The organism is Massilibacillus massiliensis, assembly GCF_900086705.1.
GTDB classification, from domain to species: Bacteria; Bacillota; Negativicutes; order FLKF01; family FLKF01; genus Massilibacillus; species Massilibacillus massiliensis.
In genome coordinates this window covers 3,287,557-3,305,448 of record NZ_LT575483.1, presented here as the reverse complement: position 1 = coordinate 3,305,448, position 17,892 = coordinate 3,287,557, and the positions used below count along the sequence as shown (strand labels likewise).

The window sequence follows — 17,892 nt, the reverse complement described above, 5'->3', positions numbered from 1 at the left end:
ACCTTCTACAAGCTATAGATATAACCCAAACAACTCACAGCTAGAAAAACAACATCTATTTATCGCCCAACTGAAAATTGATGATTACCCAATTTGTTTTTCTTTTTCAGAATTTTTTATTCCTTTTATTTGATTCCTTTCATCTACCATGACAATCGTCGGGCTATGCAATGCTGCTTCGCTTTCCTGCATCAATGCATAGGCCATAACAATAACAATGTCACCTGGTTGTACAAGGCGCGCTGCTGCACCATTTAAACAAATGACCCCTGAATCGCGCTTACCTTGAATCACATAAGTTTCAAGGCGTTCTCCATTATTATTATTTACGACTTGCACTCGTTCATTTGGCAAAATATTTGCCGCTGTCATTAAAGTTTCATCTATTGTAATACTCCCCATATATTGCAGATTTGCTTCCGTCACCGTTGCACAATGAATTTTTGACTTCAAAAGATTCAGTAACATGCCTTATCCTCCAATGATTACATTATCGATTAATCTTGTTGTTCCAAAGTATACTGCAACTGCAATTAAAACTTTTCCCGTTACAGTCTCTACTTCTTTCAAATCCGGAAAACTATAAATTTCTACATACGCAATTCTTGCCAAAGGCTCGCTTTCGATATATTTGATCACTTCCTGCTTTAGCTGTTCTACATTCTTTTGCCCGTTTTGATAGGCTTCCCTTGCTTTCTTTAAACTATAGAACAAGATAGATGCCGCAGTTTTTTCACGAACGGATAAATATTGATTGCGAGAACTTAAAGCAAGTCCATTTTCGTCACGAACAATCGGTACCATATCAATCGTTACATTCATATTTAAATCACGCACGAGCTGCAAAATCATAACGACTTGCTGTGCGTCCTTTTGACCAAAAAAAGCTTGATCGGCTTCTGTAATATGAAATAACTTGGTAACCACAGTTGCCACACCGCGAAAATGCCCCGGTCGGCTAGCTCCGCAAAGCTTATCCGTAAGTCTGCCATCCACCGTTACATAGGAAGTATATCCTTCAGGGTACATCTGGGCTGCTTCGGGATGAAAAACCGCATGGATTCCAATCGCAGCTAATTTTTCACAATCTTCTTCAAAAGTACGCGGATAAGCGGAAAAATCCTCATTAGGCCCGAATTGCACAGGATTCACAAAAATACTAGCAATGACAATGTCACATTTTTCTTTTGCATACTGCATCAAGGCGAGGTGACCTTCATGTAATGCTCCCATGGTTGGCACTAGGGCAATTGTTTTCCCTTCTTGTTTCGCCTCTCTTACAAAAGCTTTCATTTCAGCGATTGTTGTTATTATTCTAAGTTTCATTTTCGTCCCTTCATTTCATAAATTTTATCCGTACTATCACAGCTCTTTACTAAAAACTCTCTACTGCTTAAAATACGCTGCGTTTTTTATTCAATTAATATAATTTTTCCAGTACTTCATCGGCAATTGTAAACGTATGTTTTTGAGATGGAAAACTTCTTTTTATCACTTCATTTTTATACGTTTTCACTGCTTCAAGCATCTGCAGATGTAAATCAGCAAATTTTTTCACGAATTTTGGTGTAAAAGTATCATCCATGCCAAGTATATCGTTTACGACGAGAACTTGTCCGTCACACAATGATCCTGCACCAATTCCAATCGTCGGTATTTTAATTTCTTGCGTAATTCTTGCTGCTAATTTTTCTGGCACACATTCTAAAACCACAGCAAAAGCACCTGCTTGGGCAATCAACTTTGCATCATGTATCAATTTTTGTGCGGTTTGCTGATCTTTGCCTTGTACTTTGAAACCACCCAATTGATGAATAGACTGCGGCGTGAGTCCTAAGTGCCCAACGACTGGTATTCCCGCTTTCACAATCGCTTTCACTGTGTCAGCAATTTCGATACCGCCTTCCACTTTAACTGCTTGCGCACCGCTTTCCTTGATTATTCTTCCTGCATTTTTCACTGCTTCTTGCGGTGAAACTTGATAGGACATAAATGGCATATCAACAACGACCATTGCATAGTTTGCGCCTCTACATACGGCACTCGCATGATGGATCATATCTTCCATCGTAACAGGCAGCGTAGAGTCGTAACCTAAGACTACATTTCCTAAGGAATCCCCTACCAAAATCATATCAATTTCAGCCTGATCAAGTATCCTTGCCATTGCATAATCATATGCTGTAAGCATCGTTATTGGTGTTTGTGTAATTTTTCTATTTTGGATTACAGATACCGTTATCTGTGCATTTCTCACTGTTAGCGCCCCCTATTCATCTATAAAATACAAAAAGCCTTTCGGCAGACTCCACCGAAAGGCATAACTATACAATCATTTCTCTTACCTCCCGTCTTAGTCTTTAGGATCTAAGCGGATAAATGAACCCTATTTAATTTCATTTCATCCAAATTCGTCAAGCCACATCGTGCAGCTCCCAAATGAGATGCTGCCGAACTACTTAACAAGAGGATATTACCATACTATTTTCTAGAATACAAGAGTAAAAAGCAAATCTAGCAAATAAATTATACTCGTCCTTTTTTGTACATATGCCGCCAAAAGATTACCATGCTAATACAAAATAGCAACAAACCAGTAAACATAAACACATACTTTATTCCAACGCCTGCTGCTATGGCACCGCCGAGCAGCGGACCAATCATGGAACCGATTTGATGCGCTGTCGTCGCTAAGCCAAATGCTCTGCCGCGAAAACTGGCTGCTGTACAATTTACAATTGTCGCACTAATTGAAGGGTTGACACCAACAATAAAAATTCCGACTAAAAATTGCAGTGCTCCAAAACCGAACACAGTGTCTGGGAAGAATTGCAGAAAGTTAAAAATTCCCGCACCACCGAAAGCAACTGCCATTGCTCTGAAGTATCCGCGCTTCTGCCCATATTTTCCCCAGAACGGTGTTGACATCGCTCCGGCAATGCCTCCTAAGCTAAAGATAATTCCCGCAGTAAGCACAACGCCCTCCATGTCTCCTTGTAACTGCGCAACATACAGTGTAATAACTGGCTGCAAAATCATCATAGCGACTTGAATCAATAAGGTTAATCCCATCATTTCCAATAACAATGAATTTTTTGCAGCACGTTGAATATCCTCAAGCATACTGCTGCCAGCATGATGATCTTCCACCTTTGCCGGTTCTTTAACTAGCCAAATAACGCCAATCGTAACCAGCAATAAACATACAGCCGCTACAAAAAAAGAAGCACGCATACCAAAAATATGCGCCAAAAATCCACCCAGCAAAGGGCCTAGTACAGAGCCAATAATCTGACCTGTTTGAATAATGCCCAGTGAAAAGCCCAACTGTTCTTTTGGCACACTTGAAGATACAATCGCCAAAGATGCCGGTAAAAAACCATTTGCAAATCCTTGCAGAATTCTTACACCTAATAATTCATATGGACTCATTACAATCCCACCTAAGAAATAAACAATCCCCAAACCTAAACCGGCACGAATTGCCATCAGGCGTTTACCGTTTTTATCTGCAAACTTTCCCCAAATTGGTGCCATAATTGCGCCAACAAAAAAACTGGCAGAAAAAACAGCACCTGACCACATGGCAACATCCTCTTCCGAAATACCAAGCTCTAATAAATACACTGGTAAAAACGGAACAAGCATCGTATAACTTGCTGAAGTGAGTACTACGCTAATGCACAATACCCATAAATTCACACGCCAATTCACACAAAATACGCCTCCTGAAATAGCAAAAACTTACTTTAATTTGATTTATGTACGATTATATTTGTTGTAATGTTTAAATTTTGCTTTTAAATCTGCAAATCCATCAAATTGCGTAATCAGCATGCCAAGCATCATGAATAAACATCCAAAGATCTCTTTACTTCCCATTGATTCATTTAAAAATACAAATCCAGCCAAAACACCAAATATGGATTCCATACTCATAATGATTGCTGCATGAGACGGCTCTGCGTATCTCTGCCCAATAATTTGCAAGGTAAATGCAATCCCAACAGAAAAAATTCCCCCATATAAAATTGGCACTGCCGCCTGCATAATAGCAGTCCATGAAATGGGTTCAAGCAGCAAAGCTGCAATATTACTAAGTACCGCACAAACAAAAAACTGATAAAACGCCAGTTGAATAGAATCTACGCTGCCTGCATAATGATCAATAAATAAGATATGTGCAGCCCAGATGAATGCACCTATAAATACAATCCCATCACCATATTCTATATGGAAAGAATTCTTCACGCATAAAAGATATAAACCGAAAATAGCAAAAACCGCTCCAACCCAAGTAGCCTTAGAAATATACTGTTTTAGAAATACGGCTGCCAAGGGAACAAAAATAATGTACAAACACGTAATGAATGCCGCTTTGCCAGCAGTTGTGTAAACCAAACCAATCTGCTGAAATGAAACGGCAAAAAACATAATTACCCCTGCAATTGAGCCAATCTTTCTGACACTTACCGGCGCTTCTTCTGACTGCTCCATTTTTTTATCATTTCTAAAAAAATACAACACCGGTAATAAAGACAAACACCCTAAAATAAAACGAACACCTGTATAAGTAAATGGGCCGATATAATCCATTCCCGCCCGTTGCGCCACAAATGCAGCGCCCCAAATCATCGCTACCAACAACAAAATCAAATTACCCTTTAACCGCAAACACAATACCTCTTTTCCTCTGCTCCATCAAAACTTTCTTTCTATATAATTTTATCGCTTTTCAACCTGCGTTCTTCTCACTGAGGATAGATATACACAATAAAAATCATTTTATCTCAAAATAAAAATATATTACTCAATCATATCATTTTTATCGTCTAAAATTCAATATAGTATGTAGAAAAAAAATGATAATATCATTTTTTTTCTACATACTATATAAAGTAAAAATATTCACCTGCGTGAATTGGAAATATTGCATCCTATTCCATTTATAAATAAGATCGTTTGTCTGCACTACTATATAAATTCCGTTTCATATAGTATGATTTATATAGACTGACAAGATATAGAAATGATACATCAATATAGGATTGGGAGGTTATGTATGATTAATAAAAACCGGCTGCTCCATGAATTTCTAGGCCTCGTCGAAACCACTTCATCAACCTTGGATGAACGTAAAATTGCAGATCTGCTGACAAGCAAACTAACTGCTTTAGGACTTACTGTAACCGAAGACAAAACAGGTGAAAAACTTGGCGGCAATACGGGCAATATCATTGCCGAATTAAAAGGAACGCAAACGAACGCACCAAAACTATTTTTTAGTGCACATATGGATTGTGTAGAACCCTGTAAGAATGTAAAGCCACAAGTAAAAAATGGCATCATTACTTCTGATGGAACTACCATTTTAGGTTCTGATGACAAAGCTGGCATTGCTCCTATCTTAGAAGTTTTATCTGTATTAAAAGAAAAAAATATCAAACATGGTGACATTCAAATTATACTCACAGTTGCCGAAGAAAGCGGTTTAAATGGCTCAAAAAATCTTGATCCAAAATCCATTAAAGCTGATTTTGGCTACTGTTTGGATTCCAGCGGTCGTCCTGGTAAAATTGTAATTCAAGCCCCTGGAGAAAATGATATCCATGTAAAAATTCACGGAAAGTCCGCCCATGCCGGTATTGCTCCGGAAGAGGGCATCAATGCAATCGTTGTTGCTGCTAAAGCAATTGCGAATATAAATCAAGGTCGCTTAGATCATGAAACCACCGCAAATATAGGCATCATCCATGGCGGTAATGCCACCAATATCGTCCCTGATCTAGTTGAAATAACCTGTGAAGCCCGCAGCTGCAATGAAAAAAAATTAGCTAAGCAAACGGATTCTATGATAAAGTGCTTTGAGACAGTCGCTCGCGAAAACGGCGCAACAGCAGAATTTAAAATTACACATTGCTATCAGCCTTATACATTAAATGAAGCAATGCCTGTTATTCAAACTGCGATTTGGGCAATCAAGCAGACGGGACTAGAACCCAATATAACCCCCACCGGCGGCGGCAGTGACGGGAACTACTTCAACGCCTACGGCATTCCTTGTGCAGTATTAGGCGTAGGAATGACAAAAGTGCATACGACCGAGGAATATATTCTCGAAGAAGATCTTTATAAAACTGCCCAAATTGTTCTTGAGATTGTGCAAAAAACGGCAGAATAACAGTACTTCTTCTTCAAAAATTTCATAAACCATCAAAACAACCGTACGAGCAAAATGCAGTACGGTTGTTTCTTTTGAAAACATTGCATTTTTATTTTCAATTGACAAAATTTATTTTACGAAGTAAAATGATCATCATAATTAATTAACTAGTTAACTAATTATGATGATCATTTTAGGAGGCGTTATTATTTTTGTAGATTCTGATCAATTACTACATACATTGCATCAATCCGTGCGCAGAATTTCCAGTGGTTTAAATGACATTTTAGAACCTTATGGAATTTACAGTTCGGAGTGGTCAATTATTCATGCCTTATATCATAAGAAAGATCTATCTCAAAAAGATCTCGCATGTTATCTATGTATTGAACCCGCTGCGATTTCAAAAACGGTAGCAAAATTAGAGGGAAAAGGTTACATCTCGCGCAAAACCGGCAGCGATAAACGGGAAAAAATCGTCTGTCTAACACCTTCGGCATTTACTGCATATCCAACCTGGCAAAAAATCGTCAGCCAGCATCGCGCATCCCTCTTAAAAAACATCCCAGAAGCAGAACAGCAATTACTGCTTACGCTTTTAACAAAAATTTATCAAAATGCTGATCATACATCAATATTCAAAGGAGATACTACAAGCTATGCAAACAATCTTAAAAGAACCACTTTGGACGAAAAATTATAATATTACGATACTTGCGATGCTATTTATTTTTATTCCATATTCACTCTATTTGCCAATACTGCCATTATATATTGCGGAAGATTTGCATGGTTCAATGCAAATGGCAGGTTTATCAAATGCAGTCTTTTTATTAGCGTCTGTCTTATTCCGCACACAAACAGCTCGTCTTGAAAATGTATTTAGTACAAAAACAACAATTAAAGTCAGTTGTTTTCTATTCTTAATCGCTAACAGTTTACTGCTCTTTACGACAAACCTTTATGCGATTTTAGGTATTCGTTTTTTAGGCGGAATATGTTTTGCAATCATTAATACTGCAATCATGGCCTTAGGATGTCAATTTGCTCCTAATTCAAGAAAAGGTGAGGGAATCTCCTATCTTACAACCGTAATTACTGCCGGATCTGCAATCGGGCCTTTCATCGGTCTTTATCTGGCACATACAATTAACTATAACGCGGTGTTTATTTTTTGCGTATTGCTCACATTTTTAGGATTTATCTTATTGCCATTTATCGATATGAACAGTCAAACGATTGCCAAAAAATCTTCGCTTTATTCCTTTACATTGCAAGATATTTTAGAAATGCCCGTCATCCCGATTTGTCTGATCACTTTATTAACTTCCATCGCCTATGCCGGCGTTCTCTCTTTTGTTGCAGTTTATGCAAATCAACTGCAAATCATCAATGCAAGTAATTATTATTTCGTCGTACTTGCGCTCTTCTCTTTACTGATTCGCTTAGTGAGCGGTAAAATTTTCGATCGTTTCGGTGCAAATATTGTACTGTATCCCTGCTTTATTTTTCTCGCTGCCGGTTTATTGATGCTTGCTTATGCCAACGGAATGTTTAGTATGATGCTGTCCGCTGCTTTTATTGGAATCGGGTATGGTGTCCTCGTACCAACCATACAAACCTTAGCACTTCATTGTTCTTCCCCAAAACGGGTCAGCATTGTAACCGCAACGTATTTTACGTGCCTAGACTTAGGGCTTGCAACCGGCGCTTATCTGCTCGGTGCATTAGCACCCCTCTTGGGTTACCGTATGATGTACCTTATACTGGCACCATTTACACTTTGTATTCTAGTCCTATACTATGTGATTTACGGACGTAATGCTAAACATGTTCGCAAAACCAATTTATATCCGACTCCACAACCTATAGAAAGCGATCAGCTTAATGACGAAACACAAAAATCCTGCAAAATTTAAATTAAGGGATGTCGCATTAAGATTTTACTCACAAAATTCTTAATGTGGCATGAAACATATGGGGGATGTCCTTTTGGCATTGCCCAAAAGAACGAAAAGGCTAGGCCTTAAACCTCCAAAATACTTGAAAAAATAGTGGTTTGCTAAAATCCTCAACTCGCTTCGCTCAGACAAACGGATTTCTTTACGCAAACCACTATTTTTTCATCCTTCGGAACGTATTTTTCCGGAAAAGGCCGGGAGAACGAAAACAAAGCAAGAATTGCCGCATTAAAATGCGACAGGCAGGTGATAAAAACAGTAACTGGTATTTACTTTGTGAATACCAGTTACTGAAATCCGTTCCACTTATAAACTAGTACGAAGATAGGTTGCCGGTTGGTGAGAAGTGCTCAGATGCTAGGCGCAGCCAGAGGTTGCGAAGGAGTCGTACGCGTGTACGTCGACGAGCAGCATCTGACTGCAACGACGCAGCTGAGCGCTTATCGCCGACCCGCCACCTATCTGTCCTAGAATCTACTCATAACAAAGGTGCAACCAACCGAAACGCACTCTCTTGCATTTTGATATATCGACTGCGATTCGTATAATCTTCTAAGGTAAACTTGCTTGCCATCTTTAAGTCGTTGCGAAATATATCCGCACAACGTTTACTGATTTCTTTACCGTACATAAATGCATTGACCTCAAAATTCAGCGTAAAACTTCGTATATCCATATTCGCTGATCCAATTGAAGTGATTTCTTCATCAATTAATAACATTTTCGCATGAAGAAATCCCGGATAAAAAAAGATTTCTATCCCATACGAAAGCAGTTCTCCCAAATAGGAAATACTTACTTTATGTACCACAATATTATCCGTTTTAGAAGGCACCATAATTTTGACTTTGATGCCGGACATCGCCGCGATTTTCAGTGCTTCTAAAAATGAATCATCTGGTACAAAGTAAGGCGTTTGGATATAGATATATTCTTTCGCTGTATAAAGCAGTTTAACAAAGTTCCATTTGATTTCTTCTTCCATCGTATCCGGACCACTTGAAACAATCTGCAACTTAGTACTTCCCGGTTTCTCAAACGGAGGAAAAAAAGCAGCAATATCATCAAATTGCTGTTGAAAACGATAATGCGTAGCAAAATTCCAATCATCAATAAACCGCATTTGCAACAAATAAACGCTGCTGCCTTCGATACGCAGGTGCGTATCACGCCACGGTGAATTTTCAGCGAGTAATCCCATATATTCATCGCCGATATTCATTCCACCCAGATAACCGATTTTCCCATCAATGACAACAATTTTACGATGATTTCGAAAATTAATTCTTAGATAATTGCCTACATGTACAGGAAAAAATCGTTCTACTTCTGCACCACTTTCAATTAAAGGTTTAAACGTATGCATCGGCGTTAACATGCAACCTGCATGATCGTAAAGCAGTCTGACCTTAACGCCGGCTCGGGCCTTTCTTGATAAAATTTCAATAATCAGCCTGCCAATTCGATCATTGCGAATAATGAAATACAACATATGAATACTCGTTTCCGCTTTTTCTATATCTAAAATCAGCTGACGATATTTATCCTTTGCAGTAATAAAAATATCCACGTCATTATCCGTCGTATAGGGGCTGTTTCCAATATTTAAATTCAATTGAATAAACTCTTGATAAGCCTTTTCAATGCGTACTTCCTCTTTAAATTTATTGGCCGCATCACGTTCCTCAATTTTTTCCATCACTCTTTTTCTATAGGCATCATCTTGTTGGCGTTTGTCATCTAAAGTTTTCTTTTTACGAATCAACATGTTCGTGCCAAACATCAGATATAATATAAAACCTACTACCGGTAAAAAAGTCAGGGTCAAAATCCAACTCAATGCCAGGGTTGGATTTTTTCGTTCTATACATAAAGTAAAAACAACAAATATAAAATTCGCTCCTATAATCAACATAAACCATATATTGATATTAAACCCATCCATATTTATGCGCTCCAATCACTTTACGTCTATCCTACACTATACAACGTATCCGATTTTGCATAAAATATGCAAAAGGCAGCGCCTAAAACTTTTCCGAACTTTTAATTTTCTATTCCAATTCTAGCTTCCACCCCGATTTGATAATAATGTTTTATTTCTTTCATCTCTGTGACTAAATCAGCTCGATCTATAATAGCTTGCGGTGCTCCCCGCCCCGTTAGCACAACTTCAACTTGCGGTAACTTTTCAGCCAATATAGTTTGCACATCTTCCACCGAAACTAAACCAAAAAATAAAGCCACGTTAATTTCATCTAAAATCACAAGATCATATAAACCACTTGTCACAGCCTCTCTTGCTCTACAAATTCCCTCCTGCATCAAGGCCAAATAATCAGCGGGCGGATTCCCCTCGGCAAACACCACAACATCATCGCCCCATTTGGACAACTCCTGTTCGGTTAACATGCCTTCTTTCACAATGAAGAAAGGTTTACCGGTGGTTTCCAACTCTAAATCCGGTGACAAATCTGACAGTATTCTATGTTCACTATATCGTTTACTTTTCATAAATTGTAAAAATAAGATTTTTTTCTTTGCTCCTAAAGCACGAATTGCCAACCCAATGGCTGCCGTCGTCTTTCCTTTTCCATTTCCTGTATAAACCTGAATATATCCCTGCAAGTGAATCCTCTCTTTTCTCCTTTAAAATATCTGCATACCAATAAAAATAACAAGCCCAAGCACCGCTCCCAAAATAGACCCATTCATTCGAATCCATGTTAAATCTTGCTCAACTTTAGTATAAAGCAACTCATTCAACTCTTCATCACTTAATGACTTCATTGTTTCACTGACGATCACTCCAAGCAACGCCTGTGCTTGTAATAAAGTTCGTCCGATAAGATCATATAAATAAGCCTCTACTTCCTGCCTAACTGCATGATCCTGTTTTAAAATATCGATCATCTTATCCACTTGTTCTACGATAAAATTAGCAAGCGGAGTTTGCACTACAAGCGAATGATGCATAGGCTCATCCTTAGGCTGCCTTTGACATAGCAATATCACAGACATGATAAAACGTTGAATTTCAGCTTGTAAAGAAAGATTTGCCAAAACTCCATCACGCCATACCTCCACCATTTCCAGACAAGCTTCATTCGCTGCCAACTCTGCCATTGCTTGGTTTAACTGCATCAACCCCCAATGTCGCAAAGAATTATCCTTTTCCGAAATTTCCTCAACAAAAGTCAATAACTGCTCTTGTAAAATCTCTGCAGCTTCCTCATAATTGATCATTTCAGTTCTTTGTGCAGCAAATGCTACCAGCGCAAAAACAATATTCCGACTCTGCTTTTGCACATAATTCTCAAGATATAATGAAATTTTAGCTTTTGCATCCGGGCTTGTTAAAATACTGTTTAATTCAACGAGAAAATAATCAAATAGCTGCTGCGCTTTATGGGTTTTAATCGCCCATTGCAATAACCGATGTGACATATGTTGCAACGAAATTTTGCGTAAATTTAATTTTATCTCGTTTTCTAATTGAAGCGATACTTTTTCTACATCAACTTTTTTTAACGCCTGTTCAAAAAAATCCAATAATAAACCAGCTAATATTTCTCTGCCATGATTACGCTCTACATAGCGAAGCACTGAATCCAAAAGGTTGACTTTCTTTAGTTTGAGTATCAATTTCTTTTTAGAAAAAAACTCTTTCTGTACCATTTCCACACAAGCATGAATCAGCATTTCCCGTTTGCGCGGGATAAGTGCCGTATGATAAGGAAAGCCTAATGGTTTTTTGAATAAAGCTGTTACGGCAAACCAGTCTGCAATGCCGCCAACCAAGGCTGCTTCAATACAGAAAAATAAGCCGTCTATAAAAAGACTGCGTTGTGTAACTTTTAGAAACAATACAAGGATAAAAAGGATCAGCAGCACACACAATAAACGATCCGCCCTGTTAAATTGATTCATGCTAGCACCAAATCCTTTCTGCAGCATAGGTAATACCATACAAAATCATTCCGACCACCCCGCCAATCAACGCGCCATTCACCCGAATCATTTGCAGATCTTCACCAACTTTATGTTCAATGAACAACGCTAAATCGTCATTCGAAAATTCCTGTAAACGCTCTTGCACAATTTTTATGACCATTTTATGCTGCTTACGAATCACGATTGACAGATAAGCTTTCAATTTTTTATCCAGTATTTGCTGACGCTTAGCATCCTCCTTTAACTTTGCTACTTTCTCATCAATAAAATGTTCTATTTGCGGGAAATTGTTGGATAACGCATCCGTCTCCGATTGCTGTATTCTATGTTTCATGTATTCGCTGACTTTTTCATCAATATGTAATTTTTCCGTAATGAATCTATATTGATAGGCGCTAAATCTCTGTAAAAATGCATCATCATCAAACGAATTTTCAACCCAATTCTTCAACCATTCCTTCAATTGCAGCCGCATTTTATGCTCTCGATTATGAAGTGACTCTAAATACACAATAATCTCTTTTTGCACCGCTGCTGCCAGATAATGCGACGATATAGCTAAAACAAACCTGACCAGTTGTCTGCGCTTATTATTTTCTTCATAATCAATCTTTACCTTCTCAATCATCGCAGCCAAATTTTTTTTCATTTCCTCCCTGCGCACAATTGAGATCATTTCATCTAGAATAAAATTCACGATTGTTTCATCATAATGACGTTCAATAGACCATAGTAAACTCCGCTTTATCATCGGCGCTAATGTAACGTCTTTCGAACCATCCCGCACAATGCTTTCCGTGCGTTTACCAATTTCATCTGTATCTAGATTTTCTAATATCGCATGGCTAAACCGTTTTATCAGAACTTTTAATTTCGTTTTCCCATCATTTTCTTCTAAATATTTAACCAACATATCACTCGTATCATACTTGCGAATCACTTTTATGATGTTGCCGGGACTTAATAAATCATTGCCAACAAATTCAACCAGCTCATTAAAAATCCGTTGACGGTTTCGCGGAATAATTGCAGTACGATAAGAAATTCCCAGCGGTTTGCGAAACAAAGCAGTTACAGCAAACCAATCTGCAAGACCGCCAATCATCGCAGCTAAACAGCCATGATATATTAGCCCGCCGACAAAGCTTAGATGATATGGATAAAAAAATCCAGCTCCGATCATGCTTATCATAAGTGCCAGCGTAGCCGTATACTTTTTCGTTCGCATCCTATCACTTCCTAATACAATAAAATATCCATAATAGATTAGTTCTATTACGGATAGATTTACTCCTACATAAAAAACCGATTTTTACTAAAATTATTGTCTGTACAAAGAATTCTACTATATAAAAATACCCTATAGATAATGTTAACGTGCAACACCATCGATAGGGTATTTTCTATACATTATAATTAAGCGCTAAAATTCTTTCCATACGCTTGATTAAACTCTTCTGTAGTCAAATCTTTTTCCCAACGTGCCACGACAACCGTAGCGATGCAGTTGCCAAACACATTACAACAAGTACGAACCATGTCCAAGATACGATCCACACCAAGAACAATGGCTACACCATCTGCCGGCAAACCAAACGCCGTTGCAGTAGCTGCAACAACGATAAACCCAGCACCCGGTACCCCTGCAATTCCTTTTGTAGACAACATCAAGGTTAACATGATTAATAGCTGCTCGCCTAAAGATAATGGAATTCCATAAATCTGTGCAATAAAAATTACAGTTAAAGAACTATATAATGTAGAACCATCTAGATTAAAAGAATATCCTGTAGGCATAACAAAAGTTACAATGTTTTTCGGTACACCTAATTGTTCTAATCTTTGCATAGCAATTGGCAAGGCAGCTTCACTGCTCGCTGTAGAAAATGCAATTAACAATGCTTCTTTGATCCCTTTTACCACATGAACAAAATTAATTCCTGTGATAACCGATGCACTGGCAATTAATATAAGTAAGAAAATCACCGTTGCACCAATCAAAGATAAAATTAACTTGCCTAATGGGATTAACATCTCAACACCAAAACTGCCTACAGTATAAGCAATCATAGCAAAAACACCAATTGGTGCTAACTTCATGACATAATGCGTTACTTTAAACATCGTTTCAGCTACACTGCGGCAAAAATTTACGATAATTTCTGCATCTTTACCGATATGCGCTACCCCAACACCAAAGAAACATGTAAAGAAGATAATCTGCAACATATCATTACGCGCACATGCATCTATGATATTCGTCGGAATAATATGTAAAACATAATCTACCATATTAATTGATTTTTTAGCGGTTGCTGCCGCCTGTGCACTTGCATCTGCCGGTATCGGAATATTTACGCCAACACCAGGCTCTATAAGATTAACTGTGATAAGACCAACCGCAAGCGCCACTGTCGTAGCAATCTCAAACCAAATAATCGCCTTGCCGCCTAAACGACCTAATTTCTTAAAGTCACCTGTGCCTGCAATCCCCATAACCAATGTACTAAAAATCAATGGAACAACAATCATCTTGATCATGCGAACAAAACCATCACCAACTGGTTTTAACTTAGCACCTATGTCCGGAAAAAAATAACCAAATAATGCCCCAATAATTAAACCAATCAGTATTTGTGTACTAAGTCCAATTTTTCTTTTCAACCTGTTTCTCCCCCTTTTAGTTACACTTCTATATTTTTGTATTCTATTTGAGTAATCTCGTAAAATTACATCAATATAAAATCTTTGTTACAAGTAGATTATTATAGAGAACGATACAGATTTTGTCAATAAAACCGTTTAATGTATACAGTATATATGATTCACTTTACATTATATACCTTTTATCTGCCAATTGTATATACATGGTTGTCAAAATTTTTAAAATATTAAAATATATCATCAAAAATAAAGAGACTTCTACATAAATTTGTAAAAGTCTCAGCTTTGTATACAATTTAACTATTTATTAATAAATAGTTAAATTCATTTCACTTATAAACTAGCACGAAGATAGGTTGCCGGTTGGTGAGAAGTGGTCAGATGCTAGGCACAGTAAGGGGTTGTGAAGGAGTCGTACATTCGTACGTCGACGAACAACCCCTTACTGTAACGACGCAGATGAGCGCTTATCGCCGACCCGCCACCTATCTGTCCCTAATTTACTTATCCATGATGATGCCCGCCGCAACATCCACTGCTACCATGTTCATCATGATGTCCGCCGCTGCAAACATGGCGCACACCATTTTCTAATTTAATTTTTTTCATACTCCCGCATTTAGGGCACTCCAGCTCATAGCCATGTTTTCCACCTTCTGTGCAAGGCGGCACTTCCCAGACATGCTTGCATTCTTGACATTCAAACGTACGATTTGCCATTTTATAATTTCCCCCTTCAATTAATATGTTTTGTCCCTCAATCAGCGCAGTCGCAATTTTTTTCTTGGCAGATTGCAATATGCGCTGAAAAGTTGGGCGGGATAACCCCATCATTTCGGCAGCTTCTGTCTGCTCTAGCCCTTTATAATCTTTTAATCGAATTGCTTCAAACTCTTCATAATGAAGCGTAACCGCTTTTTCATTATCAATATGGCTAGAAAATTTTCTACACGCAGGAAAATCATCCACAATTCCACAGCAGCGCAATCTTACCATTCTACGCCTCCTCTATTTGAGCATATGCTCATTTGTATTATAAGATGAATTCCAAAATAATGCAAGTGATAAACTTTTATTATGCAAAATCTCATTTTTAAGATGCTTCACTAAGGAACTTCGTAGGTCTACAAACGCGTTAGGGGCGTCGCATAAAAATGCAACACCCCTAACGCGTTCTCTTTCTTTTAGTCTTCTTTATGTATTAACTTCGGCACTTTTGGTGCTCTAAGGATCGCCGTCTGTGGAATTGAACTTCCTAATAATGGCATGATAAACGTTTTAAATGCAGGCGTAACATCATTGTTTTCCTCACTGATAAATGCATCCGGCATTTTTCTCGTCAGTCCTGCGACTTCTTCAATCGGTACGATATCATACTCCACAGCATATGTACCTACGCGCTTCACGCATACAGCACCAGATTTATGCTCTAGCACAGCAAATTGGACAGCCTTCTCCCCAACTTCACGCGCTTCCTGTTGATCTATATCCGAGACAGTTCCCAAAAAAGAACGTTGAATATAACCGAATGTATCCGCCCGCACTCTTTTTATTTTTAAAGTCTCCTTAATCTTGTCAACAAGGAGATCACCTAATGTCCCATTCCCCGACATGCTCACATTACCATGCGCATCCACTTCTAAACGTTTCATATGTTTGGTGATAATCGGTACGCCCTCTTCATCCGCAATACCTTCCGATACTGCAATAATACAACGTCCAAGTCTATCATGAACACGTTTCACGTCCGCCAAGAAAGTTTCCATCTCAAAAGGACGTTCCGGTAAATAGATTAAATGCGGGCCATCATCCAAAAACTTTCTCGCTGCACTTGCGGATGCCGTTAAAAACCCTGCATGTCTTCCCATAATAACGCCAATATAAATCCCGCCCAACGCTTTCACGTCTAAATTAATCCCTGAAAAAGCCTGCATAACAAACCGCGCCGCTGAACCAAAACCAGGTGTATGATCATTTCCGACTAAATCATTATCAATTGTTTTAGGAACATGAATTGCTTTCAACTCATAACCTTCAGCTTCCGCATACGCATTGACAATTCTGACTGTGTCTGATGAATCATTGCCACCTATATAAAAAAAATAACGAATTTCATGTGCCTGCAGAACTTTTAGAATTTCACGACAATACGCTTGATCCGGTCTTACTCGAGTCGATAACAAAGCAGAGGATGGAGTCATTGCTACATCACTTAAGTTACGAGTCGTTTCCTGCGTTAAATCAAGAAACTCTTCGTTGACAATACCTTCAACGCCTCTAACGGCACCATAAACTTGCGTAATTTCCGGGTGTTTTTTCGCCTCCTCAATAATACCAACCAAACTTTGATTGATCACCGCTGTCGGACCACCGCCTTGCGCAACTACCGCCTTACCCATTAAAGTCATGCTTGCCACCTCATCTCTTTCATTCATTATAAAAACTCTAGTATATTTAAACTATACTAAATGTAATACATGAATTCCCATTGTTTGAGATTATAGACAAAGTAAAACTACTGGCTCTACATAGAAATATCGTTGCATCATCTTAACTAAAAAGTAAATATTTCTCTTTACAGTCTCATAAAAAATGTCGTATCATGTAAATGATTGATAATAGACACACGATTGACAATTTATACAAAGATTTAGGAGCGATTCACGATGCGTAAAACTCATTTAAATTTACCTTTGTTCTTATCGTTTTTGTGTACATGGATCACAATTTTTTCTAATAAACGCTATCATTTGTATGCAGGGATTATTTTTTCTTTATTGTCTACTATACATATGCTCAAGCATAAAAAAGTATTACAAAATGAATTTAGCAAGGAGCGATGTAATTTGAATATCTTTAAAAATTTTCCTTTGCCATCTATGAAAATGGAGTTTCTCATGCAGCAGGTTACTGTTTCCCATTATTCTCCAGGACGCATTCGGTTATATTCTGCTGCTTTGATCAATAATTCTAATTTAGCATCTACACTTCAGAACAAACTTTCAGAAATAAACGAATTAGAGCATTTCTCAGTAAATACTACAACCGGATCTATCCTATTGACTTATCTGCCGGAAAATATCGTGAAAAACCCTGAATTGAAAAAAATTGAAGCAATGGTGTTAAAGAAATATAAAAGGAGCTGACAAT

Annotated in this window: 16 protein-coding genes; 4 read left to right on the top strand and 12 right to left on the bottom strand. The window is 38.1% G+C overall.

What is annotated here, in order from left to right; translation table 11 throughout:
- Positions 1–84: 84 nt before the first annotated feature.
- The 5 genes from panD to BN6559_RS15715 all read right to left on the bottom strand — a co-directional run bounded on the left by panD (position 85) and on the right by BN6559_RS15715 (position 4,674).
- On the bottom strand, positions 85–468 hold the full coding sequence (gene panD / locus BN6559_RS15735) for an aspartate 1-decarboxylase (RefSeq protein WP_110955616.1): 384 nt from the start codon (positions 466–468) through the stop codon (positions 85–87).
- A 3-nt stretch (positions 469–471) separates the two neighbouring features.
- A complete protein-coding gene (gene panC / locus BN6559_RS15730) occupies positions 472–1,326 on the bottom strand; it encodes a pantoate--beta-alanine ligase (protein WP_110955615.1) in 855 nt (284 codons plus the stop codon).
- A gap of 94 nt (positions 1,327–1,420) precedes the next feature.
- On the bottom strand, positions 1,421–2,257 hold the full coding sequence (gene panB, locus BN6559_RS15725; protein WP_110955614.1) for a 3-methyl-2-oxobutanoate hydroxymethyltransferase: 837 nt from the start codon (positions 2,255–2,257) through the stop codon (positions 1,421–1,423).
- Between the two features lie 269 nt (positions 2,258–2,526).
- Positions 2,527–3,714 carry an MFS transporter gene (locus tag BN6559_RS15720; protein WP_110955613.1) on the bottom strand — a complete coding sequence of 396 codons (1,188 nt, stop codon included), beginning with the start codon at positions 3,712–3,714 and terminating at the stop codon, positions 2,527–2,529.
- A 45-nt stretch (positions 3,715–3,759) separates the two neighbouring features.
- Entirely contained in the window at positions 3,760–4,674 is a 915-nt protein-coding gene (locus BN6559_RS15715; RefSeq protein ID WP_110955612.1) for a DMT family transporter, read from the bottom strand.
- 388 nt (positions 4,675–5,062) lie between these two features.
- Between BN6559_RS15715 and BN6559_RS15710 the strand changes: the two genes are divergently transcribed.
- The 3 genes from BN6559_RS15710 to BN6559_RS15700 all read left to right on the top strand — a co-directional run bounded on the left by BN6559_RS15710 (position 5,063) and on the right by BN6559_RS15700 (position 8,082).
- Positions 5,063–6,181: a M20/M25/M40 family metallo-hydrolase gene (locus tag BN6559_RS15710; protein WP_110955611.1), complete on the top strand. Its 1,119-nt coding sequence runs from the start codon at positions 5,063–5,065 to the stop codon at positions 6,179–6,181.
- Positions 6,182–6,344: 163 nt separating this feature from the next.
- The gene (locus BN6559_RS15705) at positions 6,345–6,866 is read left to right on the top strand and encodes a MarR family winged helix-turn-helix transcriptional regulator (protein WP_199884068.1); all 522 of its coding nucleotides are present in this window, start codon (positions 6,345–6,347) and stop codon (positions 6,864–6,866) included.
- A complete protein-coding gene (locus BN6559_RS15700; protein ID WP_110955610.1) occupies positions 6,823–8,082 on the top strand; it encodes an MFS transporter in 1,260 nt (419 codons plus the stop codon). The genes BN6559_RS15705 and BN6559_RS15700 overlap by 44 nt, the downstream gene beginning before the upstream one ends.
- A 520-nt stretch (positions 8,083–8,602) precedes the next feature.
- On the opposite strand, the gene cls is transcribed toward BN6559_RS15700, so the two are convergent.
- From cls to BN6559_RS15665, 7 genes are all read right to left on the bottom strand, one after another.
- Complete coding sequence (gene cls, locus BN6559_RS15695) at positions 8,603–10,069, bottom strand: cardiolipin synthase (protein WP_110955609.1); 1,467 nt, start codon at positions 10,067–10,069, stop codon at positions 8,603–8,605.
- 101 nt (positions 10,070–10,170) lie between these two features.
- Positions 10,171–10,752: a cob(I)yrinic acid a,c-diamide adenosyltransferase gene (locus BN6559_RS15690; RefSeq protein ID WP_110955608.1), complete on the bottom strand. Its 582-nt coding sequence runs from the start codon at positions 10,750–10,752 to the stop codon at positions 10,171–10,173.
- Between the two features lie 21 nt (positions 10,753–10,773).
- The gene (locus tag BN6559_RS15685; RefSeq protein ID WP_199884067.1) at positions 10,774–12,054 is read right to left on the bottom strand and encodes a DUF445 domain-containing protein; all 1,281 of its coding nucleotides are present in this window, start codon (positions 12,052–12,054) and stop codon (positions 10,774–10,776) included.
- 1 nt (position 12,055) lies between these two features.
- Positions 12,056–13,306 carry a DUF445 domain-containing protein gene (locus tag BN6559_RS15680; protein ID WP_110955606.1) on the bottom strand — a complete coding sequence of 417 codons (1,251 nt, stop codon included), beginning with the start codon at positions 13,304–13,306 and terminating at the stop codon, positions 12,056–12,058.
- Between the two features lie 188 nt (positions 13,307–13,494).
- The gene (locus BN6559_RS15675) at positions 13,495–14,742 is read right to left on the bottom strand and encodes a dicarboxylate/amino acid:cation symporter (RefSeq protein WP_110955605.1); all 1,248 of its coding nucleotides are present in this window, start codon (positions 14,740–14,742) and stop codon (positions 13,495–13,497) included.
- A 504-nt stretch (positions 14,743–15,246) separates the two neighbouring features.
- Positions 15,247–15,738 carry a DUF134 domain-containing protein gene (locus BN6559_RS15670; protein WP_110955604.1) on the bottom strand — a complete coding sequence of 164 codons (492 nt, stop codon included), beginning with the start codon at positions 15,736–15,738 and terminating at the stop codon, positions 15,247–15,249.
- Between the two features lie 188 nt (positions 15,739–15,926).
- Positions 15,927–17,177, bottom strand: a complete 1,251-nt coding sequence (locus tag BN6559_RS15665) for a 6-phosphofructokinase (protein ID WP_199884066.1) — start codon at positions 17,175–17,177, stop codon at positions 15,927–15,929.
- 411 nt (positions 17,178–17,588) lie between these two features.
- Here BN6559_RS15665 and BN6559_RS19330 point away from each other — a divergent pair, with 411 nt between their 5' ends.
- The gene (locus BN6559_RS19330; protein ID WP_199884065.1) at positions 17,589–17,888 is read left to right on the top strand and encodes an HMA2 domain-containing protein; all 300 of its coding nucleotides are present in this window, start codon (positions 17,589–17,591) and stop codon (positions 17,886–17,888) included.
- The last annotated feature ends 4 nt before the right edge of the window (positions 17,889–17,892 follow it).